The sequence below is a fragment of the Arthrobacter sp. 05L417 genome (genome assembly GCF_056397865.1).
In genome coordinates this window covers 22982-47680 of sequence record NZ_JBFTOG010000042.1, presented here as the reverse complement: position 1 = coordinate 47680, position 24699 = coordinate 22982, and the positions used below count along the sequence as shown (strand labels likewise).

Sequence of the window (24699 nt, the reverse complement as noted above, 5' to 3'; positions counted from 1 at the left end):
TCCACGGTCTCCGCGGAAGCCGGCGCGGCCGGGCCCTCGCAGTCCGGCCCGGAAGCGATCCCGACGCACTGGGTCTCCATGATCAAGCACACCCTGGCCCACCTCGGCCCGGCCGTCTCGGCCGACCGGATGCTCCAGGACTACGTCAACACCCTCTACCGCCCGGCAGCTGTCGCCGGCCGGCAAGCGGGAACGGCCTCCTTCAAGGAAGCGAAGGAGCTCGCGGCCTGGACCACCAAGGTCCGCAACGCCTGGCCGCAACTGATCGTGGAACACGTCGACTCCGTCGGCGTCTCCGAGGAGCCCCAGATCGGGGACACCCTCCAGGTCAACGCCTACATCGCCCTCCATGAACTCACGCCCGAGGACGTGTCGGTTGAAGTGGCGTATGGCAGGGCCCAGGACGGAGACGAGCTGGACGATGTCGCTCTGGTCGAGCTGACCGAAACAGAGGACCTCGGCAACGGGCGCCACCTGTTCACGGGGTCCATCCTGATCAACCGCTCCGGATCCTTCGGCTACACCGTCCGGGTCTTCCCGAAGCACCCCTCCCTGGCCTCGAAGGCCGAACTGGGTCTGATCGCCAACGCCTGACAGTGCGCGCCCCCGCTGCCGGATCGGGCAGCGGGGGCGCGTTCCACCCCGAGCTTCATCGCAACGCGCGGTGAGCAGATCCAAAGCCAACATCAAACACAAGGGAGTGACGATGGCTTCGAAGAAAGTCTTGGCGATTGTGCTGGCCGGCGGTGAGGGAAAACGACTCATGCCGCTTACCGGAGATCGGGCCAAACCAGCGGTCCCGTTCGCAGGGAGTTACCGGCTGATCGACTTCGCCCTGTCCAATCTAACCAATTCGGGCTATTGGCAGATTGTGGTCCTGACCCAGTACAAGTCCCACAGCCTGGACCGGCACATTTCAGAAACGTGGCGGATGTCCGCACAATTGGGCAACTATGTAGCGTCGGTGCCAGCTCAACAGCGCGTCAGCAAAAGCTGGTTCCTCGGCAGCGCCAATGCGATCTACCAGTCGCTCAACCTCATCGAGGACGCCCGTCCTGACATCGTCGTAGTAGTTGGTGCTGACCACGTCTACCGGATGGATTTCGAGCACATGGTGCGCAGCCATATCAGCTCCGGTGCAAAGGCCACTGTAGCGGGCGTGCGGCAACCTCTGGCCATGGCCGACCAGTTCGGCGTGATCGAGGTCGAGCAGGCCGCTAGTTCCGGTAATGCGAGCGACGGCACGGCCAAGAGGATCGCAGCATTTGTGGAAAAGCCGGCTTCGACGCGTGGACTTCCTGAAGACCCTTCCCAGTTCCTGGCATCGATGGGGAACTACGTTTTCGACGCCGATGCCTTGGTGGCGGCACTTGAGCACGACGCTACGCGGCAAGACACGAAGCACGACATGGGCGGTGACATCATCCCCTATTTCGTCTCCCGCGGCGAAGCGTTCGCCTATGACTTTTCAAGCAACGATGTCCCCGGGTCCACAGACCGTGACCGCAACTATTGGCGTGATGTCGGCACTATCGACTCATACTTCGAGGCACACCTCGACTTGATCTCGCCGGAACCGGTGTTCAATCTCTACAACTCCGATTGGCCCATCTACACACGGCAAAGCGCATCACCTCCGGCCAAGATGGTTCGCGGGGAAGGCGGTACCGTCGGCACGGCCCAGGACTCAATTGTTTCCAACGGCGTCATCGTATCGGGCGGTCTCGTGGAAAATTCGGTGCTTTCCAACGATGCGTTCATTTCCAGTGGTGCTCGCGTTATCGACTCGGTGCTGCTGGACAACGTCACCATCGGCGAAGGGGCGGTGGTCAAGCGGGCCATCCTGGACAAGAACATCAGGGTTCCAGCCGGCGCAACCATCGGCCTGGATCCGGACCTGGACCGACGGCGCGGCTACAACGTCACGGATTCCGGCATCACGGTCCTGAGCAAAGGTCAACACGTACCGCTCCCGGATGAACACGACCGGGAACTGGCTCGTGCGGTACTCCTGACTACCTGAAATCGCGGGAGTTGGACTTCACGGTCAGGACCAAGGGTTCCAGCTTGTCTGCCACGAGATTGGTGACTCCTTCCGGCGATCGTTCAAGGAAACCCCGGACGATCAGTGCGGATGACTCCCGGGCTACACGGCGATGCCTCTTCCAGAGGCCGACGCTGCAGATGACATTGAGGATGCCGCTCTCGTCCTCCAGATTGACGAAGGTGATCCCTTGCGCAGTCTGGGGGCGTTGGCGGTGGGTCACGACGCCGGCCACCTCAACACGCCTGCCGGACTCGACCTGGGAGAGTCGGTCTACCCGCAACACCCCTCTGGAATCCAGGGCTGCGCGGGCATGGCGCATCGGGTGGTCATCGGTGCTGATGCCCGTGGCCCACATGTCGTAGGCAACATTTTCCAGGGGCGAGAGCTCGGGCAGCAGCGGCGGCTGAACCGCGACGTGGGTCCCGGGCAATTGTCCTTCCCGCTCGAGCGCGGCATCGCCGGCCTGCCACAGTGCTTCGCGGCGGTTCATCCCCAGCGAATCGAGTGCGCCGGCTGAAGCGAGTGCCTCCAGCTGGTCCGCGCTGAGATTCGCGCGGCGGGACAGATCCGCCATGTCCCGGTAGGCGCCATGCTCCTCACGCTCGGCGACGATCCGCTTCGCCACCTCGGTCCCGATGGACGTGACGCCGTCGAGCCCCAACCGCACCGCGCGTGAGCCATCCCGCCGGTGCAGGTGGTCCTCGCGTGCTCGATCCTGCTGGAAGAGGCCGATCTCCGGCTGGTGGAAGTCCAAGCAGGAATCCATGCCGCCTACTTGGCCCGCTTCGGCCCTTGTAGCCTCGTCGAGCGCTTCGAGGGTCGCCTCTGCAAGGGAATGCAGTACATCCGGGCGCAACACCTGGACCCCGTGCCTGCGGGCATCCGCCACGAGGGTTTGCGGGGAGTAGAAGCCCATGGGTTGTGCCCGAAGCAGGGACGCGAGGAATGCGCCGGGATAGTGCAGCTTCAGCCACGAGCTTGCATAGACCAGCACCGCGAAGCTCAAGGAGTGGGATTCCGCGAAACCGAAGTTCGCAAAGGCTTGGATCTTGGCGTAGATGGCATCGGCGTCGTCTTTGCTGATCCCGTTGGCCGCCATCCCCGCATAGAGCTTGGCCTCGAGCGACTCGATCTTCTCCCGGCCCCGTTTGGAGCCCATCGCGCGGCGGAGCAGGTCCGCATCCTCGGCAGTGCACCCGCCCACGGCAACTGCCATCTGCATCAGCTGCTCCTGGAACAAGGGCACACCCAAGGTCCGCTTAAGCACTGGCTCCAGCAATGGATGAAGATACGTGATTTTTTCCGTGCCCGCACGGCGCCGGATGTACGGGTGGACAGCGCCGCCTTGGACGGGACCTGGGCGGATCAGCGCGATTTCGACCACCAGATCGTAGAATTCCCGCGGTTTCAGCCGCGGGAGCGTGCTGATCTGGGCCCGTGATTCCACTTGGAACACCCCGATCGAGTCTGCCCGGCAGAGCATGTCGTAGACAGCCGGTTCTTCCCGCGGAATGGTCTCGATTGTCCAACGCTCCCCGAAATGCTTGTCGATCAAATCAAATGAGTACTGCAGGGCGGCGAGCATTCCGAGGCCGAGGAGGTCGAATTTGACCAGGCCCATCCATTCGCAATCGTCCTTGTCCCATTGCAGGACCGTGCGGTTTTCCATCCGGGCACGCTCGATGGGTACCACCTCGCCGACAGGCCGCTCGGTGAGGACCATGCCGCCGGAGTGGATGCCCAGGTGCCGCGGGAAGCCCAGTATCTGATCAGCAAGGTCCAGGACCGGGGCCGGGATGTTGTTGGCCTTTCCTTCACTGAGATCGCCCCAGTGATCGAGCCGCTTGGACCAGGCGTCCTGCTGGCCCTGGCTGTAGCCGAGAGCTTTGGCTATGTCCCTGACGGCGTTCTTCGGCCTGTAACTGATGACATTCGCTACTTGGGCCGCGTTGAACCGTCCGTACTTGCCGTAGACGTATTGGATGACTTCTTCCCGCCGGTCCGAGTCGAAATCGACGTCGATGTCCGGTTCTTCCTCGCGGAGGCTGGAGAGGAAACGTTCAAACGGAAGGTTGTAGAAAATACTGTCGACGGCGGTGATCCCCAGCGCGTAGCAGACGGCCGAGTTCGCCGCGGAACCCCTGCCTTGGCAGAGGATGCCGCGGGAACGGGCAAACTGGACGATGTCGTGCACAATCAGGAAATAACCGGGGAAGTCCTTCGCCTCGATCACTGCGAGTTCCTGCTCGATCCGGCTACGGACCCGTTCGTCGGCGTCCGGGTATTTGTCCCTGATGCCTTCTTCAACCAGTTGCCGCAGCCAAGTGATAAGGCTGTGCCCTGCAGGAACATCGAGCTTGGGGAGCTTCGGGCGGGCGGCCCGTAACTGGAACGCTAGCTCGTCAGCGATCTGGACAGTCCGTTCGACCGCGCCGGGGTAGCGGGCGAACCGTGCTGCCATCTCAGAACCGCTCCGCAAATGGGCGCCGCTGCTTGCCGGCAGCCAACCGTCCAGTTCCTCCAGGCTGCGGCGTGCCCGGACAGCCGCCATGGCCGTTGCCAGCGGGTATCCCTCCGGGGACGCATAATGTACGGCGTTGCTGGCGATGAAAGGGATGCCTGCGCGCTCGGCAATACGGACCAGGGCGTCGTTGTGGCTGCTGTCGAGGGGATTCCCGTGATCGAAGAGTTCGACCACCACGTTTTCCCGCCCGAATCTCTCGATCAAGGCCTCCACTTCAAAGGCAGCGGCTTGCTCGCCGTCGCTCATGAGGGCCCTCCGGACGGAGCCTTTGCGGCATCCGGTCAGCACCAAGCAGTGGTCCCTCAGGGAATGCGCCAGCTCGTCGAGGTCGTAGATGGGGTGGCCCTTCTCGGCATCGGCCGCCAGATGTGCGGACGTCATCGCCCCTGCCAAGCGGTGGTAGCCCTCTTCCTGGCGTGCGAGGACGAGCAAATGGTCACCTTCGGGGTCGGCTTCCCCTTGCTGGGGTTTGCTGAGTCCGAGCGACAGCTCAGCGCCGAACACGGTCTTCAGCTCGTAGGCTTCGGCGGCCTCGGCCATTCGCACGATCCCGTAGAAGCCGTCGTGGTCGGTCAGTGCGAGGGCATGGAGGCCCAGCCGGACGGCCTCCTCAACAAGTTTTTCGGGTGATGAGGCGCCGTCCAGGAAGCTGTAGTGCGAATGCGCGTGTAGTTCGGCATAAGGCACGACGGCGGCACCCGCCCTGGACACGACCCTTGCGGGATCGAGGGGGACCGGACGGTAAGGTCCGCGTTTCCTTGACCATGCGGGGCTGTCACCGCCGTCTCCCTTGGCCTTGCCGATCTCCGGCACGCGCCGGTCTGAAAGCGTGCGTTCGAACTCCGACCACGGGATTGACGGGTTGTTCCAAGCCATCTTTAACTCCTGCCTAAAAGTTCGGTGTTCGACTCTGGCTATTCAGTCGTAGCGGGCCTCTGCCCACCAGTTCTGCTCGTCCAGGAGAAGGAGCCACGCCTCTCCGTTTCCGTCCACAAGCTGGAAGCGGTCCGCTTCAAGGCGATGGGAGGAGTCCCACCACCGCTGTTTCAGCGGCCAGGGTCCTGCCCACTGAATCACCAACCGTCGTCGTGCAGGGTCTCCGGTGGGACAGAACCACGTTGGCGGGGCAAGCAATCCGCCACGATGGTCCGTGCGGACTTTTTCCTTGTCCGCATCAAGCAACAGGACAGGGATGAGGGAAGCGAACACCGTGGCGGGCTGCGGGTCTGGAATCCTGCCGGGCCAGGGTCTGGAGGCCAAGGCGGCTGCTCCCGCGGGCAAGGCATCTCCCCAAGGAACCAAACGACGACGCTCGGCCAGCAGCCGGCCTCCGGAGATCGCGGGCACTACTACGGCTTCATGCCCCAGCATGCTTTGGATCCGGCTGAGTCCATGATGAATCTGCTCCTCGGCTCCGTCTCCAAAGAGCGCCCGCCCATGATGGGCGATGGAGTCCACCCGGATGGGGACGAACTCGACCCGCGTGACCGGTGACGACAGCCCGCCGCGGGCCATTCCGCCGTCGCTCATTCCACCGTTGACTGCTTTATTGCTGGTGTGGGCAGGGGGCTGTGACTGAAGCTGCCAACGCACCCTGTCCACGAGGTCGCTGGCCGTGAAATGGCGGGGATGGCCCCACGTCCGCTCGGAGCGGCTCCCTGCTTCGTCAGTGATGAGAACCCTCAGCTCCGTGCAGACCAAGCCCTCCGTCTGCACTCCGGCGACGAAAGCATCTGCCGTGGCGCGGAGCTGGAAGGCGAGTTGGTCAACCCGGTCCAGGCCGGGTTCGAATTCCGCCCGTTGATCCAGTTTCCGCGGGGGAGTGCGGGGGATCACTTTGCGGGGATCCTGGCCGCTTGCCAGGGCGTGCGCAATGATTCCGGCAGCCCCGAAACGTGCCCGGACATCTGCAGCGGGAAGATCGGCGAAATTCCCCAAAGTGAGGATGCCAAGGCGTTTGAGCAAGGAAGCAAGCTTCGGCTGGCCTAGTACTTCCACCGGAAATGGAGCCAGGAAATCCCGGGAAGAACCCGGCGGGAGCACAAGAACAGCAGAGAGTTCGCTGGTGCTCCGGGCTGCTTGCTCGGCGGCAAACACGGAATCGGCGATCCCCACCCGGGCCTCCACGGCGAGGCGGTCGGCCGATTCAAGCACTGCACCCGCGGCCGCTTCTTCTCCGCCGTAATACCGGGCAGCACCCTTGGCCCGGATAGCGCATAGGCCGGGGCGAAGCACTTCCACTCCAGGAGTCCGTTCCTCGAGCGACGAGACCGCAGGCTCGAATTCCCTCGCATCCCGCACAGGATCAACGGCACATACCACCAGTTCAGGACAACGGGTCTGTGCTTCCCTCAGCCGCAAGCCCCGGACCACTCCCTCTGCCCGGGCTTCCGCGGAGCAAGCAGCTATGACACCTTGGCCTATGACTGCCGCAGGCACATCAGGCGGGAGGGCATCTGCCAAGCGGGCGGCGACGAGGGGCCAATCCGGGAACCATGTCACCAACGCGCGGACCGGGGTTTCAAGCTGAAACAGCATCATGCTCCCATCCGATGGCGGGACAGATCTACCGGACCGCTGTCCGCAAGATCCACGGAGGCCCTGCGGGAACTTCCCCGCAGTGCGACTTCGAGCTCGAGCTCCTGCTTGGCGAGATGTCCATTACCCTGTCCGAGCCCCGCCCACTCATATCCATTCACTTGCAAGACAGCTTCACTCTGCGGCCATGGTCCCAGGACAAGGAGGACGGCACTCCGCTCCCGGAGCCTGGCTCCCAAGCGGGCAGCCTCGGCGGGTGCGACTTTTTCCGGAGCACGCGCAAGCACCACCGAGAGCACGTCCGCCATGGCGGCGATCACCGGCGTCCAACTGGCCCCGGGATCAGGCACCAGCACCAGCCGATCAAGCGCAACGCCGAAACCCGCTGCCGCCTCGACCCCGAAGTCAGGCAGCCCTGCTACTCCGCACCATGAGCCATTGCGTGACGGGCCGGCCAACAAGGCCATGGCCAGCGACATGGATCCCTGTATGGAGTACGCCGCTCCCGGCCGCAGTCCACCCGGGAGGAGCCTGCTGAGTGAGGGGAGCACGGGGAGCGAGCGTTCGCTTCCGCGCTTGCCCTGCATGAGGTGGATCCGCGCCTGCAAGTCATCGCGCAGCGAGGCCGGCGAAGCGGAAGACAGGCGAGAAGGCATGCTTCAATTTTCGAACATATATTCGAATGAGTCAATCGGAGCTGCTCGCCGGGTTTCCCTTCGCTGGTTCCCTCGACCACGTCACGCTCGACAATGAAACAGCCAGAATCGAGGCGAGGATCAACGCCGACGCCGGGGCGGCAACGGCCCAAGGGGCGCGCTCCACATAGTTGATGCCCTCAGCCAGGATGAGGCCCCACTCGGGCGACGGCTGATGGGGGCCGAGGCCCAGGAACCCCAGGGCAGCCAAGGCGAGCGCGATTCCCGGTATCCGGAGCATCGAATGCCTGAACACCGGGCCAAGGACCACTGGGAGGATATACCGCCAGAGGATGCGCGCCCGTCCTACGCCCAGGACCGGAAGGATCTTCACGTGGGGCTGGGCCCTTGCCTCCTGCGCCAAGGCCGCTGTGTGGGCGGCCAGGGGTGCCCAACTGACCAAGGCGACGGCTATCGCCGCGCCTTCGGCCGAGGGCCCGGTCATCACGGCAACGATCAGGCCGGCCAGGATAGGGGGAGCGGCGTTGGCTACTTCAAGGGGGCCGGTGGCCGCGAGCGGGAAGAGCCCGACGACGATCCCGATCACAAGGCAAGCCAGCACCACGAGCAAGGCCGTTCCCAGCGTGGACACGGCACCATGCCCCACCCGGGCAAGGAGGTCCCGTCCGCTGGCGTCGGCCCCGAAAGGCAGATCGAAGCCCGGGCCGGCAAGCCGTGGATGGTCCGAGGTGAACGGATCGCGAAACAAGCCCACGACGACGATGAGCAGCAAGGCCCCCGCTGCAACGAGCGGAACGGTGACATCCCGCCGTCGTGGTCTTCCCGGCGAGTCCGGAACCGGAACCGTCCCCGAGCGCAGCGCCGCTCCCAAGAGAAGGTATCGGGCAACCGCGCCGAGGGAACCTGCCCCGATCGCCAGCATGAGAAGGGCCAGAACTCCTGCCTGCAGCGCGGGTATGTCCTGGGCGCCCGCCGCGCCCAGGACCGCGCGGCCCAAGCCCGGAATCGCGAACACTTTCTCCACGGCAACCGCCCCGCCGGTAAGGCCAATGAGGACAAGTCCGATCTGGCTCATCACCGAGGGCAGGGCCCGGCGGAGCACCGCCGCGGTGAGCCGGGCGCGGGCTGCTCCGGCCATCGCCCACGTGGCCACCCATTTTTCGGCGAACGCCAGGCTGATGGCGTCGGAAAGAAGCCGCCCGATGAGCCCGCCGGCGGGCAGGCCGAGGGAGAGCGCCGGCAACACCGCGTGGTCCATGCCCTGCCAGCCATAGGGCGGAAACCAGCCCAGCCACACGGCACCGACCACAAGGAGCATCGCCGCCAGGAGGAACTCAGGAAGGGCGGTCATGGCCGCCGCCACGACGCCGGAACCCCGCCCGGGGTTCCCGGCCAGACCGCGGATCACGGAAGGAACGCACAGCGCGGTGGCCACCACGGCCGCAACGGCCACTGCGCAGGCCATCAAGGTGACGGAGACGCCGAGGGTTTCAACGGTGCCAGGGCCAACAGGCGTATTGGTGATCCAGGAATTTCCCATGTCCCCGCGCAAAAGGCCTCCGGCCCAGTCGAGGAAAATGTGTACCGGTCCTCGATCGAGTCCGAGTTCCGCGCGGATCAGGCCGAGCGTTTCATCAGTCGCTTCCCGGTCGGCGTACCGGGCCCGCAGGATGGTGTACTCCGGGCTTTGTCCCGAAAGCCACGGCAATAGCCCGATCAGCACAACTATGGCAAAGAGCGCCACGGCTCGGGAAGCCGCAGTTTTGATGAACGCAGGGCCCCGCATCAGCCGGCGATTCCTGTCTTGCTGGTGATCAGGGCGCGCTCGCGGGGATCACGTTCGACGTCGCGGATCCTGGCCGATTCGCCTTGGATGACGCGCTCGTGCAGCAGCGGCACGGCCGCATCCTTCGAGAGGATCAGTGCTTCGGCGGCGGCAATTGCCGCCCGGCGCTCCGGTCCTGCCGGGATGGCGGCGGCCTTGCTCAGTGCCGCGTCCACCTCCGGATCGCAGAACTGGGAGATGTTGAAGGAGCCTTTGCAGGAGAAGTCGCTGAACATGTAGGCGACGGGGTCGCCGGAGTCGAGGACCGTGGCGCGGGACAGGATGAAAGCATCGAACTTGCCGGCCAGGGCGTCTGCCTCGATGTGCTGGTACTCGCGGACTTCCTGCTCCACGATGAAGCCGGCGGCTTCGAGCTGCTGCTCAAGCTGCACCGCGACCTCCGGCAGCTCGGCCCGGTCAGTGAACGTGCCGAGTTTGATGCGGCGGCCACTGGCGGGTGCCGCTTCCGCACGATTCTTCAGTGTTTCGGTATATGAGGTGTTTTGCCGCTCCTTGGCGGCCCAGGGGAGAGCCGGGCCCAGGAGGCCTTCGGCGACGTCCGCGCGTCCCTCGTAGACCCGGTCAACAATGGTGGCCCGTTCGATCGAGGTGCGTGCCGCTGCCCGGAGAGCGGGATCCGCAAAAGGACCCGCCTTGGTGTTCAGGTAAAGGGTATTGGTGCGGGGCATGGGGACTTCGTGAATCAAGTCTGCCTTGATCTGGGCGACCTGGCCTACGGGAATGGCCTCCACGACGTCGGCGGTTCCGGTCCTCAGGGCGGCCGCGCGCGCCGTCCCGTCGGGAACGTATTGGACGTCGACGCCGTTGCTCGCCGCTTTTTCGCCCCAGTAGTCGGCGAAGCGGTTGAGGGTTGCCGAGCTGGTGCCATCGGCCGACGCAAGGACGTAGGGGCCCGTTCCGGCGTTGATGGGACTCACGACGCCGCCGGGCTTGTAGGCGGACGCGGCGAGGATGGAAAGCTGCGGGCTGGAAAGCCGCTGCGGAACCAGCGGATCGTCCGTTTGGGTGGTTACGACGACGGCGTTCCCGCCGTCCGTGCGGACGCTTAGCTGGACGCCGTCGAGGATCCGCGGCTTGGGCTTGGCATTGGCCGCCGCCGTCAACGATGCCGCCACTTGCTCCGCCGTCAGAAGCGTCCCGTCATGGAATTTCACGCCGGCACGGACTTCGAAGCGCCAGTTCTTGCCGTCAAGTTGCTTCCAGGCTGTTGAAAGCGATGGCTGGGCATCGCCGAGGGCATCAAGGACCACCAGTGTCTCGGCGGTTTTCCAGCGTGAGAGTTTGAAGGCGTCGTCGCTCAGGGGAGTGAGTCCTGAACGGGGTGGTTGCAACATGGCTACCTTGATTCGGGAGTCAGCACTGCTGGCCGGTGACGCGTTGCCTTGGGCGAAACAAGCGCTGAGGGAGGCGGCCATTGCGGAGGAGAGGAGTATCGCGGCAACTGCTTTTGGACGTGGAATCGCCATGGATTGGTGCCTTCTTTCGTGGGTGTGGGCGGATTTAGGCGGGTGGAGTCGTTACGGGCGCGGTGCTGGGAGTCGTGCTGGAAGAAAGCGGCGAATGAGTGCCGCGGCGGTAACGAGCTCTTTGGCTTCCACGGTCTGTGGTTTCGCGTACACAGCCGCGGTGGGTCCTTGTTCCACGATGCGTCCCCCCGAGAGGACCAGGGTTTGAGAGCACAGACGGGCGACGGCGGCCAGGTCGTGCGAGACAAACAGGAGCCCAAGCCCGTCCCGATGGACCAGCTGTTCAATGAGGGCCAAGACCGTGTTCCTGAGGGGAAGATCGAGCCCGCTGACGGGCTCGTCTGCCAGGAGGAAACTCGGCGCGGGAACCAAGGCGCGGGCAATAGCCACGCGTTGCTTTTGCCCGCCCGAGAGTTCCCTGGGCCTGCGCGTAAGCATGGCAGGGTCGAGATCGACCCGTTGCAGGGCATCCAGGATCATCCTGCGGTGGTCTCCGTCGATGCGCAGTTGCCTCAGGGGTTCCAGGAGAAGCCGCTCCACGTTCATGCCCGGATCAAGGCTCGCCGCCGGATTCTGCGGGATGTATTGCACCGCCCGGCGGTACCATCTCAAGGACGGGGCCGGACCGGGCACAACCGGGGCGTCGTTGAACGTGACGGTTCCGGCGTCAGGCTTCTCCAAAGCAAGCAAGATCCGCAGGAGGGTCGATTTTCCCGCGCCTGAGCCGCCCACCAGGCCGATGCTGTCTCCCGTTGCAATGCTGAGGGAAACGTCCTGCAATGCGGGCGTGGCTGAGCGTTGCTTCAGAAGCCCTCTGCCTGGGTAGCTAAGACCCAGGTTTTCGGCGCTCAAGACTGCATTCATGCTGTGGCTTCCCGGCGAAGGGAATCGAAGCCGACATGGGCGGCTTCCACCAGTTGCTTCGTGTAGGGGTGCCTGGGCCGCTCCACGAGCGACTGCATCGATCCCTCCTCGACGATCCGGCCGGAACTCAGGACAACGGCCTTGTGGCAGAAGGCCGCAGCCACGGCGAGGTCATGCGTAATGAACAACATCGCGCCGGCGGATTCGGAATGTGCAGATTCGAAATGTGCGGATTCCGAGTACAAGGACAAGGCATCGAGGACCTTGGACTGGCTGACCATGTCCAATGCGGTAGTGGGTTCATCCGCCACCAGGACGGAGCTGGGGCAGGCAAGGGCGAGTGCGACGCAGACCCGTTGCAGCTGACCGCCCGACAATTCGCCGCTGAAACTTTCCATGGTCCGCTGGGCTTCCCCTATTCCCACCGACGCGAGCAGCTCAAGTGCCCGTTGCCGTGCCATCGAGCCGGAAAGGCCGGCCTGCCGCAGCGGGATCTCCAACTGTTTGCCCAGGCGCACCAAGGGATTTAGCGCTGACATCGGGTCTTGATGGATTGCGGTGATCCCGACGCGCTGGCGTTGCCGATTGCACAACGCCACCTCCACTCCATTGATCCGCAACCGCCCGGAAGCACTCATCGCCGCTGGAAGCTGTCCCAGGAGGGCAGCCGCGGTCAGGGACTTGCCTGAACCCGAGGCTCCGAGAAGAGCCAGTCTTTGACCCGGGTCGATAGCGAAGCTGACTCCGTCGATCAAGGCGCGTCCGCGGAGGGACACCCTCAAGTCTTGAACCAGGAGGGCAGGGTGCATGGGGAACTTTCGGGTAGGAATGAGAATGAATCTTGATGCTATCAATACTCATTCTCATTAATCGAAATGTTGAGGCTTATTGAGCCCCCACGCTCTTGCCAAATAGCCACAGCCGGCGGTTAGGGTGGGGGCGTGGACTTTGAGCATGGCTATGCACACGACGGCTCCCTGCAGATGTATTACGAGGTTCATGGCCAACGTCGGCCGGACCGCACGCCCTTGCTATTGATCCATGGCGGCGGGTCCACGATCGAGTCGAACTTCCGGGAGCTCATTCCGCTGCTGGTCGAGACGCGGCAAGTCATTGCCGTCGAAGAAGAAGGCCATGGCCACACGGCGCCGATCGATCGTCCCCTTACTGCCGAAAACTCAGCCGCAGACGTCGCGGCGGTCCTTCGTCAGTTGGATGTGCCGTTGGCGGATGTGCTCGGCTTCAGCGCCGGCGGGCACACCGCGCTCGCATTGGCCATGGAATATCCTGCGCTCGTACGAAGGTTGATCATCGCTTCGTCCATGGCCGCACGCGACGCCATGGTGGATGGATTCTGGGATGGACTGCGAAACGCGACTGCCGCGGACATGCCCGAGGTCTACCGGGACGCCGACCGCAAGCTCAATCCGGACCCTCAACACCTTGAGAAACTCTTTGTCCTGGACAGCCAGCGAATGCTCACGTTTCCCGGATGGTCCGAGGAACAATTGGGCTCCATCACCGCTTCGACCCTCGTGTTGCTCGCCGACCGTGACGTGATCAAGCCCGAGCACGGAGTGCAAATGGTCCGGGCGATCCCGGGGAGCCGCTTGATGATCGTGCCGGGAAACCACGGGGACTACCTTGGGGAGCAAGCAGCCAGCGACGGCGATCTCCGGACGATGCGTGCGACCTTCCCCTTTCTCCTGCGCCACCTCGACGAAGCCTAAGGGGCAATCACCTTATTGCGGCGTGGAGAACTGCGGCATTTTCGGCCAGCCACGCTTGGCGGCGAAGAATCTTGTCACCGACGCCTTCATCCCACATCCGCTTCCACCCGCCGCCCTGGGTGAGCGCCCTCCGCCGCATCAAATGCCAGGAGCGCTCGGCGGCGTTCCGGGCGACGCCAACAACCTTGGCTCGATCAGCCGGACCTAGGCCATAGGCGTCCACCAGCACGGCGGCCCGGGAGGCGGCGTCGACCTCGCGCATCACGGGATCGCGGTCGCTGATGGGCATCCAGGCGCCCCACCAGAGGAGCAAGTTCGCGACTTCTTCCGCCCGGGTCGCGGGGCGCACCAAATCGAAGTCGATCAGCGCGACGGCGGTACCGTTCCGGAAGACGACATTCTCCGGAGTGATGTCCATGTGGGCGAGGAATGTCGCAGGTCCCGCAATCGAGCTCGGACACCCCTGGGGATCGGCAGCGTCGCCCGCGCGTGCCCAGTCCGGTACCCCAAGCGGCTGCACGGCGTCATCGTAGGCCCGCACCAAGCGCGCGACGCTGACGGCGCTCGATTCGTCGGCGACCCAACCGGGCCAGGGGCGGCCGGCGGTGTCACCGGGCACGAAACCCAGGGTGTCCCTGCCGCTTTCGTCAATGCCCAGGAAGCGGGGCGCCCCGTGGAATCCGGTCGATTGCAGGAAATCCAGGAGGCGGCGGACTCGCGGCGAAGCGTCGCTCACAGGGCGCCGCACGGTATCGCCCACCCGGACGAGCCCCTCCGTCACGTCTCCGCCGAGCAGTGGAACGGCAGGCTCCGGCTGCTCGGGCTCGACGTACGGACGGGTATCTGCAGTCATCGTCCGATGCTGCCACGGCGGAGTCGATGGCGCCAGCCGGTGCGGTCCGGGCAACAGCGCAGGCTCCAAGCGGTAGTGTCATCAGCGATGGAAGATCTGGGCGGCACGGTGCTGACAGCGGCTGGAGCCTTTGCGGCGACAAACCTCGATGACCTCCTGGTCCTGTCCGTTCTCTTCTTGTCAGCCAGGACGCGCCCGGTGCCAAGACTCTGGAGAATTTGGGTAGGCCAGTACATCGGCATCGGAATGCTGACCGGTGCGGCGGCCGCAGCGGCATTGGCGCTCACTCCCGTCCCGGTGGAGTGGGTGGGATTCCTCGGCCTGGTGCCGCTTGTCTTGGGCTGTTACGCCTTAATTAAGGTTGCCCGCCCGTCCGGAGATCCACCGAAGCCCCGCTCGTTGACGGTGCCCGTGGTTGTCGCGGTGACAGTGGCCAACGGCGGAGACAACATCTCGGTATACATTCCGCTGTTCCACTCGCTGGAACCGCCTGCTTCGGTGGTGACGGGGCTGACGTTCGCGGTGATGGTGGCGGTGTGGTGTGCCGCGGGCTACTGGCTGACCGCGCACCCGAAGGTGGGCGAGATCTGCCGCCGGGCCGGAAACTGGGTTATACCCGTGGTGTATGTCGCGCTTGGGGCCACAATCATTGTCCGCTCCGGAGTCATTTCGATGCTGTTCCAGCGCTGATCTGTACGCATGCAGCGTTCTCCCATCCGCAAGTGATATGACTGCGGGTGGGTTTCAACCGGAAGCGCGCAGGAGGATTGGCAGGGTATGTTCCGAGGTTGGTTTGTTGTAAGCGCTCTCGTGCTGCTTTTCGGGGCAGCGGCTGTGTTGGGGTTCGGAGCCATCCTCCGCGCCAAGAGTGTGGCGGCCCGGATTGACGCGGCCGCCGCGGGGATATTGGCCGCGGCCATGGCGGCGGTAGGGCTCGGATGGGCTCCGCTGGGTGTGGTCCCGCTGGGAGCGGCGATTGGCCTTGTCTTCCTCCTGTTCGCCGTCAGGATCGTGTACCAAGGGCCACGGACAGCGGGAACAGCCGGGACAGGGCGATGGTCGGCGATCTATGGCGCAGGCATGGCGGCTCTTTCGGGCTGGGTACTGCTCTCCGCGTCGAGTGGAGCCGGATCGGTGTCGGATCATCCGGGACACCAACTGGGAATCATCCTTGCCGACATCATGGGCGCGCTGCTCATGCTCTTCGCCGCAACGGGGTGGGTGTTGGGCACGTTCGCGATGCCGGTCGAGAGCAAATCGCACGCTGTGCCCCGATTGAAGGGTGTCCGCGAGGCGCTGATGGCGGCTGGACTTGCCGTCGCGCTGTACGCGATCTCATAAGCCCGTCGCCGCCCGGAGCGACCGGGCGGTGGATTTAGAATGGAGCCATGATCGATATTTCGGTCGAGAAGGTTGCCCTTCTCCTGATCATTGCCGTTTTGGTCCTCGGACCCACCAAGCTTCCGGAGTATGCGAGGAAGCTGGGGCGGCTTATCCGCGAATTGCGGCGCATGGCCTCCGGCGCGCAGGAAAAGCTCCGCCAGGAACTCGGTCCGGAATTCGAGGACATCGATTGGCGGAAAATGGATCCGCGCCAATACGATCCCCGCCGCATCATCCGTGAAGCCCTCCTCGAGGACGAACCGCTTCCGGAGCCTGCCATCTCGACCCAGGTGCAGCCTCCTGCCCGCCCGGTTGTGCGTTTGGCGGCCGGGCAGAAGGCCCCTTTCGACGACGAGTCCACCTGATCGGTCAGTCGAGCCGCGGTGTGCGCGGGGGAGCGGTGCGGCGCTCGCCTGTTGCTTCAAAGGCCGCAGCCAGGGCCAGCAGCGCGGTGTCGTCGTAGGCGCGGCCGGCAAACGTGAGCCCCACGGGCATGCCGGTATCGCTCATGGTTCCCATCGGCACGGTGACTGTCGGGATCCCGAGATGCCGCGGAACGAGGTTGCCGTTGGCCACCCATACGCCGTTGCGCCAGCCGAGATCGGCTGAGGATTTGTTGACGTCCATGTCGGCTGGTCCGACGTCGGCGGCGGCGGGGAAGATGACCGCATCCAGGCGGAGGCCGTCCATCCATTCCTCGAGGTCCACCCGCCGGGTCTCTTCGAGTCCGCGGAGGCCTTCTTCGAGGAGCGGGATGTCGGTGACGGAAGCAACCGCGTGCGTGCGGATGTGCGCCGGGTAGTCGGCGATATCGTCGTCGAATCCGTCATAGCGGTCGGGGAGCGCCCCTTCCGGGTGCGGGAAAATCGCGCTGCCTTCGACGTCGGCGAGGCTGTTGAGTGCCGGGTCCCCGTTGGCCGAGAGGAAGTCGTCCCACGCCCACGCCGAGAGGTCGACGATTTCCCGCCGGAGGAACTCCGGGCTGACCAATCCGCGGGTGGCGATGGTGGGCGCTCCCGGGCGGTCGCCTTCGTAGTTGGAAACCACGGGGAAGTCCACCAACACCACGTCGGCACCGGCGGATTCGAGGTCGCGCCGGGCCGCCTCCCACAGTTCCAGCACGGAAGCGCGCGTGTCGATTCGCTGGCCGGTGGGTCCGCCGATGCCAGGAGCCTCGCTGGTCCCGGCGTCGGGGTCCGCGTTGATGTACATGCGCGGCACCCCGAAGCGTTTGCCCTTCAAAGCCGAGCGCGCGCCGTCGACGTCGGATGGTGCCAGCGTCGGGTACGAGGCCGGACGGACCCGGGACGCGGCCGGGATCTCAACCCACGGCTGCGCGCGCCAGAAGTCGCCGCGGGTTTCGGCGTCGTCGGCAACAATGACATCCAGCAGTTCCAGGAGGTCGGCCATGGACCGCGTGTGGGGCACCACGACATCCATGGTGGGGACCAGCGGCCAGTTGCCGCGCACTGAAATGACTCCTCGCGAGGGCGTGTACGCGCACAAGGCATTGTTCGACGCCGGCGCGCGGCCACTGGACCAGGTCTCCTCGCCCAGGCCGAAGGCTCCGAAGCTCGCCGCGGTCGCGGTTCCCGAGCCGTTCGAGGAGCCGGAACCGAAAGCCGCGGTGAGGAAAGCGCCGTTGTAGGGGCTCTCGGCGCGTCCGTAGACCCCGCGCTGCATGCCGCCGTTGGCCATGGGCGGCATGTTGGTCAGTCCGATGAGCACGGCGCCTGCCGCGCGGAGGCGTTCGATGGTGAAGGCATCGCGTTGGGCGATGAGGTTTTCGAACGCGGGGGAGCCCGCGGCGGCCGTGAGCCCTTTGGCCAGGTAGCTGTCCTTGGCGGTGTACGGAATGCCGTCGAGGGGCCCGCGGGTGGCGCCGCTTGCCCGGCGCTCGTCGGAGGCCCGGGCATCTGCGAGAGCTTCGGGGTTCATGACAACAAGCGCGTTCAACGTGATGCCGTTGCGGTCGTAGGCGTCGATGCGGTCCAGATACGCCTGGGTGAGTTCCTCGCTGGTCACCTCACCGGCTTCCAGTGCTGCGCGCAACTGTGCAATTGAGGCCTCGACGACGTCGAAGCGGCTCATCGTGCAGCCTGCCCGTTGAGTGTGGGCTGCTGCTGCGTGATGCAGTGGATTCCCCCGCCCCGGGCGAGGATCGGCCGGGCATCCACGGTGACGACGCGGCGGCCCGGGTAGGCCTCGGCCAGGATTTCCGCGGCCAGGGCGTCGGCCCGCTCTTCGCCATAGCCGCAAGCAATGACCCCACCGTTGACCACAAGGTGGTTCACGTAGCTCCAATCGACGAAGCCTTCCTCGTCGCGGAGGGTCTCGGGCGCGGGAAGCAGCGTGATCTCGAACGGTTTGCCGGCGGCGTCCTCCTGGGTTTCGAAGAACCGCTGCAGGGAGCGGCTGACCTCGAAATCGGGGTGTTCGGGATTGGTCTGCGAGTGCAGCAGGACCCGGCCGGGGGAGGGAAGCGTGGCCACCATATCGATGTGGCCGCGCGTGCCGAGGTCCTCGTAGTCACGCGTGAGGCCCCGCGGTACCCACACGGTGTGGGTAGTGCCCAGCGTGCGTGAGAGTTCCGCTTCGACTCGTGCCTTGTCCGCGTGGGGGTTCCGGTGCGGATCCAGCTGGACGGTTTCGGTGACGAGGACGGTGCCTTCACCGTCGACGTGGATGGCGCCGCCTTCGTTGACCAGCAGCGAAGTGACCAGTTCCGCGCCGGACGCTTCGGCGATAAAGCGGGCCATGCCGGCGCTCTTCTGCCATTCGGACCAGGCCGGTGCGCCCCAGCCGTTGAAGATCCAGTCGACTGCGCCGAGCACGCCGGGGCGCTCGTCGTCGACGACGAACGTTGCTCCGACGTCGCGCATCCAGAATTCGTCGAGGGGCGCCTCAAACTGTTCGATTCCGGCGCCGAGCATGCGGCTGGCCCGGTCCCGTTCGCTGGGGTCGACCACCATGGTGACGGGCTCGAACTCGGACACCGCGTGGGCGACGGCGGTCCAGGCAGCGTACGCTTCTTCCGCCGAAGCGGCGTCGTCGCCCAAGGTCAGGCCGGTGCGGGGGAACGCCATCCAGGTGCGGTCGTGGGGGGCGGTTTCGGCTGGCATTCTCCAGGCCATGGAAGTCTCCTCTGTGTTGTGAGGTTGTAGCCGCGGGACCAGGGCGTCCTTGCCTTGGGTGCGGCTGATGGATCTTGTTGATCGCATGATCAATAAGAAGAAAACTACTTTAGACTGTTCTGTGATGTCAAGCACCATACAGAAACGCGCTGCCCGGAAGACGCCGGCCGAACGCGCGGCCGAAATAGCCGAGGCCGCCCGGGAAATAGCGCTTGAGCAAGGGCTTTCCGCCATTACGCTGCGCAATGTGGCAGCGCGGGTGGGCGTGGCCTCGGGGCTCGTCGCGCATTACGAACCCAATGCGGAGGCCCTCGTGGCGGGCACCTTTGCGACCATCGTGGCGGCGGAGACCGAGGAGGTCGCGGGCCTTCTGGAGAGGCTGCCGACTCCCTTGGAAAAACTCGGGATGCTCCTCGAAACGCTTATGGACGGCAGCCGGCTCGATGTCACTGCAATCTGGGTGGAGGCGTGGACCCTGGGGCGCAGGAACGAGGCCCTCGCAGCCTGCGTCCGTGAGCAGATGGATGCATGGCAGGCAGTGGTGCAGCGCGTCGTCGAGGCAGGGATCGAATCCCGTGAGTTCGACACGTTCGACGCTCCGTCGGTCGCCTGGCAGATCCTGGGCATGGTGGACGGCCTGAATGCCCAGGCGCTGGTGCGCTGGGACGGCGTCAGTGACCGCGGTACGCACCTGACCCGCGCGGTGGAAGGCATGGTAGGTGCGGCTCGCGGTTCGCTGTTGCCGGGCGGCGGCCAGCATATTGGGCCGATCTCAAGTTCGGATCCTTAGATCCCCAAGTAGTGTTCCAGCCGCTCGAACTCCGGTTGTGAAAGCTCGCTCGCGACGGCGGCGGCCCCCACCGCGCAGGCCGCCGCGAGGCTGCTTTCCTCATCAAGGCCCGATGCAAGTGCCAGCACCAGGGCCGCACAGAAGGCGTCGCCGGCCCCCACGCTGTTGACAACGCTCGTCTTGCTCGCGGGCGCATGGGCGGTCTTGACCCCTTGCCTGTACATCGACGCCCCGCCCGCACCGTAGGTAACGGCCACGCGTTTGGCGTTCCGGAGTTCGGGGATGAGCTCGTACTCGGACTCGTTGACGATCACCAGGTCGCACCGTTCCAAAAGTTCTGCCGGGAGTGCCTGTGCCGGGGCCGCATTGAGGGCGAAGAACCCGGTGGTGCGGCGCGCGGCTTCCAGCACGGCGTCGACGGCGATCTCCAGTTGCGCAAGCACGGGGCCGCCGTCGGAGAGCTCGGCGCGGTCCAGCGAGACCAGCGTGTTGGCTCCAGGTGCGACGGCGATCTGGTTTTCGCCGTCGCTGTCGATCACGATCAACGCCGTGCCCGTGGGCGCGGATACCTGTTCCACTGCCGCAATATCAACCCCTGCCCGGTCCAGGGCCTCCATGAGAAGCCGGCCGTCCGGGTCCTCGCCAACGGCGCCCACCATGCGGGCCCCACCTGCCAGCCTCGCAGCAGCCGCCGCTTGGTTGCCTCCTTTTCCGCCGGGCTGACGGGTAAGGGTGCCTCCGCCGATGGTTTCACCAGGGGAGGGCAGGCGGTGGACGCGGCACGTGAGATCGACGTTGAGGCTGCCAACGACTGTGAGCGTGGTGGGGATAGGCATGGGTTGTCCTTCGGGGATGGTGCGGGATGGCGGTGTTGGGTTTCCGGTCTAGTGCCAGAACCCGAGGTGGACCTCTGTTGCCTCGGGAAGCGGAACAGGGCCCGTTACGGTGACATTTCCGCCGCCGTGGGCAAGGACTTCGCGGCAGGGCAGGTCAAGGGTGGGCACACCCGACTGCTCGGTGACGATCGAGGCAAGGTCCTTCTCGGACAAGGCATAGACCACGCGTCCGATTCCTGCCCAGTAGATCGCGCCCGTGCACATGGCACACGGTTCGGTGCTGGTGTACAGGGTGCTGCCGGCCAATGCCCCGGCATCGAGCGTTTTGGCGCTCAGGCGGACCAGATTCGTCTCGGCATGCCCGGTGGGATCGTGTTCCGTGTTGACGGTGTTCATGGCTTCCACGATGGTTCCGTCCGGGGCCAACAGGAGTGCGCCGAACGGATGGTCGCCGCGATCCCGGGCTGCCCGCGCGAGGGAAACGGCGCGGTGCAGCAACTCGAGGTCGGCCTGGCTGGGCCCGGTGGGCGAAGAAGAAGTGTTCATCAAAAGCCCCTTTAGTTCGTCGCGGGCAAGGACAGGATCCGCTCCAGGAGGTGCGCCGCGGCGTCGCCCTTGACGGACAGCACAACCCGGGACGCCCGTTCCGGTACCTTCCGCGCGCTGGCGGCTCCGCCGTCGAGACGCTCACAGCGGGTCTGGCCATGAGCCGCACCCGTGCTCGTGTCCACGGAAATTCCGACGTGCGGGGCGTCGTCCAGCTCGAGGGCACCCACGGCGATTGCCGCTGCCAGCGGATCGTGGAGGGCGGCGCAATGCTCACCGAAAATGGTGTTGTAAAAGGCGAAGTACTGGACGAGCATGCCGGAGAGCGCGCTGGCCACCGGATGCCCGGCTGTCGCAAGGGCCGCACGATGGGCCTCATCGAAGCGGTGGTTCATGGTGACGTCCAAGGGAACCAAGGTCACCGGCCAATCGGCCTCCATCACCACGGCCGCCGCCTCTGCGTCATTGAAGATGTTGGCCTCGGCGACAGGGCTGATGTTGCCCGGCACAAACGCGGCCCCACCCATGATGGTGACATCGCGGACGAGTGCCGGGAGCTTCGGGTCCAGCTTCAGCGCGAGGGCCAGATTGGTGAGCGGACCGACGGCGATGACCCGCAACTCACCCGGGTGCTCATTAGCGAGCCGCACGAGCATCTCTGCGGCGGTCTCGGATTCGAATGTCAGTCCGGAGTCTTCCAAGGTGACCCCGCCGATGCCGTTCTCGCCGTGAACGTGCGGCGCTCCGCCGTCGAACGTTCCCACGAGGGGATCGTGGGCACCCACGGCAACCGGGATCCCGGCCCTGCCGGCTGCGTGCAGCAGGTTCAACGTGTTGACGGCCCCGGTTGCGGCGCTGACGTTGCCGCTGACCGTTCCGATCCCGGCCAGCTCCACCTCGGGGCTCGCCAGAAGATAGGCGATTGCGAGGGAATCGTCGATGCCGGTGTCGCAATCGAGATAGAACGGCTGCGGTGTGGTGGTGGTCATGGTGCTCCTTCGTGGATTTGGTGACGTGGGTTCGGGCTTAGGCATGGGCGACGACGACGGCGGGTGCCGCTGCGGCGCTCGCAGCGACAGGCCGGAGGACCAGGGAAGCAGCAAAGGCTGCGAGGGCGAAGCCCGCCGAGATCCACAGGGCAGTTTGGTAGCCGGCGATGGTTCCGGCGGCGACGGCGGGTGCGACGACGGCGATTCCCACGCTGGCTCCGATTCCAAAGCATGCCCCATTCAGGCCGGGCACGGAACCCGGCGCCGATTTGGGTGAATTCAACACGGCGATGCCGCTGACGGTGCTCTGGAACTGGCCGAGATAGAGGACTCCCATGATGATCAGCAGGGCGAAGACCATCCAGCGGTCCGCGGCAAAGATTGCGACCGCTACTGCTGCAACGACGATCAGCCCGCTGCTGATCCGCAGGGCCTTGAACCAGCCGATCCGCTGCGCGAACCAGCCGGAGAACACTGCAGTGAGCACGCCCACGAAGGCTGTGGGCGTCAGGTACAGGAGGGCTGACATGGAAGCGGACAGTCCGTATCCGGCTCGTGCGTCCTGGCTCAGGAGGATCACGGTGAAGTTCAACGCCGAGAAGATGCCGGCAAGTGTCAGCACCGTGCTCGCCAAGACCGGCCATACTTGGCGGGACCGCAATTGCTCGATCGCGATCAGCGGACGCGCCACCCGCTTTTCCACGGCCACGAAGGCCAGCCCGGCAATCAATGCGCCGGCGAGATAGCCGAGGGTCCAGGCATCGCCCCATCCGGAAGTGGAAGCCTGTCCGATCAGGTTGCTCAAGAGAACCAGGAACGTGCCCAAGGTACCCGCGCCCCACCAGTCCATGCGTCCCTCCCGTGTCCGGGCGGGCCTCTTCGGGACCACGACGGCGACCAGCACGATCGCCAGCACACCCACGCCGAGGACCAGGACAAAGAGGAACTGCCAGCCGATGGTGTCGGTGATGAATCCGCCCAGGAAGCCGTCGAGCCCGCCGATGCCGCCGTTGACAGCCGAAATGACGCCGACTGAAATGCCGAAGAGGCGTTTGCTGAAGCGCTCGGACAAGAGCAGGAAAGAAATGGTGAACGTGGCGCTCGTGGCACTCTGCAGGACCCTGCCCACGAGAAGAACGGTCAGGTTAGGCGCCAAAAGGCATAGGACCGTGCCGCACAACATGAGGGAGAGGACGATCAACAGGGTCCGGCGGCGTCCCAGGAAGTCGCTCCATCGGGAAAATGCCATACCCAGGACGGCGCCGGTCAGGAAGAACAGCGACTGGACCTTGGCCACGTTTTCCGTGGATTCCTGGAAATGGGCGGCCATGGCCGGCAGGGCCGCCGAGAACAGGCTGGCGTTGAGCTGGTAACTGAGGATCGAAAGGATGAGCGTGGCGATGAGGACAGGCACTCGGGCTGCTTTTCGCCGGACAGGGAGCCCTGCGGTGTTGGTGGCTTGGGTTGTCATGGACAAACTTCCTTGTTTGAAACAAAACGGCTTCGGGGGCGGCTCGATGCAGGTGTGGCGCAGAGCACAAGATGGCTTATATGTGAATCATACACGCTTGTTATACAAGCTCGGAATACCCATCGCGTAAACTCTCAATATCGACGAAGGGAGCCATCTTGGACCGCAGTGCTGAGGCCGTTCTTTCGGAGCCGTTGGATGCAACCGCCAACATCCCGCTCCGCGTTGCCGTTTACTCGCGCATCATGAACGCAATCAGGGCGGGGCACTTTCCCGTTTCGTCGCTATTGCCTTCGGAAACGGACCTGGGTTCTGCGATGAAGGTCAGCCGGACGGTGGTCCGTGAGGCGCTCATGCTCCTCGAGGAAGACGGATACGTACGGTCCCGCCGGGGCATTGGACGCTTTGTGGCTACCCGCCTGCCGCGGGTCGGCCTTGAACGGATCAGGCCCATGGAAGAGATTTTGGCCGAGGCCGGCTCCGCTATCCAGGTCAGCCGTACGCAGCACGTACTCCACCCGTCGTCGTCGGTGTTCACCGCAGAGCCCCTCGGAATCCGCGAAGAGGAGCCCTCCTGGTTCTTCGAGAGCGTCCTCAAACGGGATGGCTCACCTATTGCCTTGGTCCAAGAACATGTCGCAAGCAAGGGGGGTCTCATTGATCGTGACCCTGAAGCGGCACGGGCCATTGTGGACGACGCAGGGGGAGAGGCTACGCTCCTGGCTAACTTGATCACGGCTGTTGGGCCGGCCTTTGGTCCCGGCGAGACCGACATTGCTGCGGGCACCCCGGGCGTCGCGCGAGGCGAGCTGCTTGAGCTGGATGCCAAGGATCCGGTGCTGATTCTGACTCAGACCGTGGAGCACTCCGGCCAGGTTGTCTACTTGGCCAAGACGCTGGTCAACACGGGAGTAGTCCAGATCGGAATCATCCAGGGACCCTGATCGCAGGGCTGCCCATTTTCGCGTGGCAGCCCAAGTGGCTGGCAGTAGATGCCGTTTTGGGCGCTCAAAACGACACCTACTG

General features: G+C 64.9%; 20 protein-coding genes and 2 pseudogenes. 8 read left to right on the top strand and 14 right to left on the bottom strand.

Features of this window, described 5'->3' with window-relative positions; translation table 11 throughout:
* Together AC1DJW_RS22765 and glgC are read left to right on the top strand one after the other, a co-directional pair.
* A pseudogene (locus AC1DJW_RS22765) lies at positions 1–594 on the top strand (DUF3417 domain-containing protein); the annotation flags it as partial.
* Positions 595–700: 106 nt separating this feature from the next.
* A pseudogene (glgC, locus tag AC1DJW_RS22760) lies at positions 701–2020 on the top strand (glucose-1-phosphate adenylyltransferase); the annotation flags it as partial.
* Here glgC and AC1DJW_RS22755 read toward each other — a convergent pair.
* From AC1DJW_RS22755 to AC1DJW_RS22725, 7 genes are read right to left on the bottom strand one after another with little or no spacing between them, the layout of a single operon-like run.
* The gene (locus AC1DJW_RS22755; protein WP_459342815.1) at positions 2016–5447 is read right to left on the bottom strand and encodes an error-prone DNA polymerase; all 3432 of its coding nucleotides are present in this window, start codon (positions 5445–5447) and stop codon (positions 2016–2018) included. The pseudogene glgC and the gene AC1DJW_RS22755 sit on opposite strands and share 5 nt — an antisense overlap.
* Positions 5448–5489: 42 nt before the next feature.
* Complete coding sequence (locus AC1DJW_RS22750; RefSeq protein WP_476902576.1) at positions 5490–7112, bottom strand: DNA polymerase Y family protein; 1623 nt, start codon at positions 7110–7112, stop codon at positions 5490–5492.
* Entirely contained in the window at positions 7109–7765 is a 657-nt protein-coding gene (locus tag AC1DJW_RS22745) for a hypothetical protein (protein WP_284755437.1), read from the bottom strand. The genes AC1DJW_RS22750 and AC1DJW_RS22745 overlap by 4 nt, the downstream gene beginning before the upstream one ends.
* Before the next feature lie 31 nt (positions 7766–7796).
* Positions 7797–9551, bottom strand: a complete 1755-nt coding sequence (locus tag AC1DJW_RS22740) for an ABC transporter permease subunit (RefSeq protein WP_476902575.1) — start codon at positions 9549–9551, stop codon at positions 7797–7799.
* Entirely contained in the window at positions 9551–11077 is a 1527-nt protein-coding gene (locus AC1DJW_RS22735) for an ABC transporter substrate-binding protein (protein ID WP_476902574.1), read from the bottom strand. The genes AC1DJW_RS22740 and AC1DJW_RS22735 overlap by 1 nt, the downstream gene beginning before the upstream one ends.
* Positions 11078–11128: 51 nt before the next feature.
* Positions 11129–11941 carry an ABC transporter ATP-binding protein gene (locus AC1DJW_RS22730; RefSeq protein ID WP_476902573.1) on the bottom strand — a complete coding sequence of 271 codons (813 nt, stop codon included), beginning with the start codon at positions 11939–11941 and terminating at the stop codon, positions 11129–11131.
* Complete coding sequence (locus AC1DJW_RS22725; RefSeq protein WP_476902572.1) at positions 11938–12750, bottom strand: ATP-binding cassette domain-containing protein; 813 nt, start codon at positions 12748–12750, stop codon at positions 11938–11940. The genes AC1DJW_RS22730 and AC1DJW_RS22725 overlap by 4 nt, the downstream gene beginning before the upstream one ends.
* A gap of 132 nt (positions 12751–12882) precedes the next feature.
* Between AC1DJW_RS22725 and AC1DJW_RS22720 the strand changes: the two genes are divergently transcribed.
* Positions 12883–13671 carry an alpha/beta fold hydrolase gene (locus AC1DJW_RS22720; RefSeq protein ID WP_476902571.1) on the top strand — a complete coding sequence of 263 codons (789 nt, stop codon included), beginning with the start codon at positions 12883–12885 and terminating at the stop codon, positions 13669–13671.
* A 7-nt stretch (positions 13672–13678) separates the two neighbouring features.
* Here the strand turns inward: AC1DJW_RS22720 and AC1DJW_RS22715 are convergent, their stop codons facing one another.
* Positions 13679–14524 (bottom strand): phosphotransferase, encoded by an 846-nt coding sequence (locus tag AC1DJW_RS22715; RefSeq protein ID WP_284755427.1) that lies wholly within the window; start codon positions 14522–14524, stop codon positions 13679–13681.
* An 87-nt stretch (positions 14525–14611) separates the two neighbouring features.
* On the opposite strand from AC1DJW_RS22715, the gene AC1DJW_RS22710 reads away from it, so the two are divergent.
* From AC1DJW_RS22710 to AC1DJW_RS22700, 3 genes are all read left to right on the top strand, one after another.
* Positions 14612–15214 carry a cadmium resistance transporter gene (locus AC1DJW_RS22710; protein ID WP_476902570.1) on the top strand — a complete coding sequence of 201 codons (603 nt, stop codon included), beginning with the start codon at positions 14612–14614 and terminating at the stop codon, positions 15212–15214.
* 87 nt (positions 15215–15301) lie between these two features.
* Positions 15302–15865, top strand: coding sequence for a hypothetical protein (locus AC1DJW_RS22705; RefSeq protein WP_284755422.1), 564 nt, complete (start codon positions 15302–15304; stop codon positions 15863–15865).
* Between the two features lie 47 nt (positions 15866–15912).
* A complete protein-coding gene (locus AC1DJW_RS22700; protein WP_284755420.1) occupies positions 15913–16272 on the top strand; it encodes a sec-independent translocase in 360 nt (119 codons plus the stop codon).
* A 4-nt stretch (positions 16273–16276) separates the two neighbouring features.
* Here the strand turns inward: AC1DJW_RS22700 and AC1DJW_RS22695 are convergent, their stop codons facing one another.
* Positions 16277–17998: an amidase gene (locus AC1DJW_RS22695; protein WP_476902569.1), complete on the bottom strand. Its 1722-nt coding sequence runs from the start codon at positions 17996–17998 to the stop codon at positions 16277–16279.
* On the bottom strand, positions 17995–19041 hold the full coding sequence (locus AC1DJW_RS22690) for an agmatine deiminase family protein (protein WP_476902568.1): 1047 nt from the start codon (positions 19039–19041) through the stop codon (positions 17995–17997). The genes AC1DJW_RS22695 and AC1DJW_RS22690 overlap by 4 nt, the downstream gene beginning before the upstream one ends.
* Before the next feature lie 124 nt (positions 19042–19165).
* Here AC1DJW_RS22690 and AC1DJW_RS22685 point away from each other — a divergent pair, with 124 nt between their 5' ends.
* Positions 19166–19831 carry a TetR/AcrR family transcriptional regulator gene (locus AC1DJW_RS22685; protein ID WP_476902567.1) on the top strand — a complete coding sequence of 222 codons (666 nt, stop codon included), beginning with the start codon at positions 19166–19168 and terminating at the stop codon, positions 19829–19831.
* Here AC1DJW_RS22685 and AC1DJW_RS22680 read toward each other — a convergent pair.
* From AC1DJW_RS22680 to AC1DJW_RS22665, 4 genes are read right to left on the bottom strand one after another with little or no spacing between them, the layout of a single operon-like run.
* The gene (locus AC1DJW_RS22680) at positions 19828–20667 is read right to left on the bottom strand and encodes a PfkB family carbohydrate kinase (protein ID WP_476902566.1); all 840 of its coding nucleotides are present in this window, start codon (positions 20665–20667) and stop codon (positions 19828–19830) included. The two genes, AC1DJW_RS22685 and AC1DJW_RS22680, sit on opposite strands and share 4 nt — an antisense overlap.
* A 48-nt stretch (positions 20668–20715) precedes the next feature.
* Positions 20716–21213 carry a nucleoside deaminase gene (locus tag AC1DJW_RS22675; RefSeq protein WP_284755414.1) on the bottom strand — a complete coding sequence of 166 codons (498 nt, stop codon included), beginning with the start codon at positions 21211–21213 and terminating at the stop codon, positions 20716–20718.
* Between the two features lie 11 nt (positions 21214–21224).
* Positions 21225–22202 carry a nucleoside hydrolase gene (locus AC1DJW_RS22670; RefSeq protein WP_476902565.1) on the bottom strand — a complete coding sequence of 326 codons (978 nt, stop codon included), beginning with the start codon at positions 22200–22202 and terminating at the stop codon, positions 21225–21227.
* A gap of 37 nt (positions 22203–22239) precedes the next feature.
* Positions 22240–23673 (bottom strand): MFS transporter, encoded by a 1434-nt coding sequence (locus tag AC1DJW_RS22665; RefSeq protein ID WP_476902564.1) that lies wholly within the window; start codon positions 23671–23673, stop codon positions 22240–22242.
* A gap of 158 nt (positions 23674–23831) precedes the next feature.
* On the opposite strand from AC1DJW_RS22665, the gene AC1DJW_RS22660 reads away from it, so the two are divergent.
* The gene (locus AC1DJW_RS22660; protein ID WP_390277767.1) at positions 23832–24617 is read left to right on the top strand and encodes a GntR family transcriptional regulator; all 786 of its coding nucleotides are present in this window, start codon (positions 23832–23834) and stop codon (positions 24615–24617) included.
* Positions 24618–24699 lie beyond the last annotated feature (82 nt).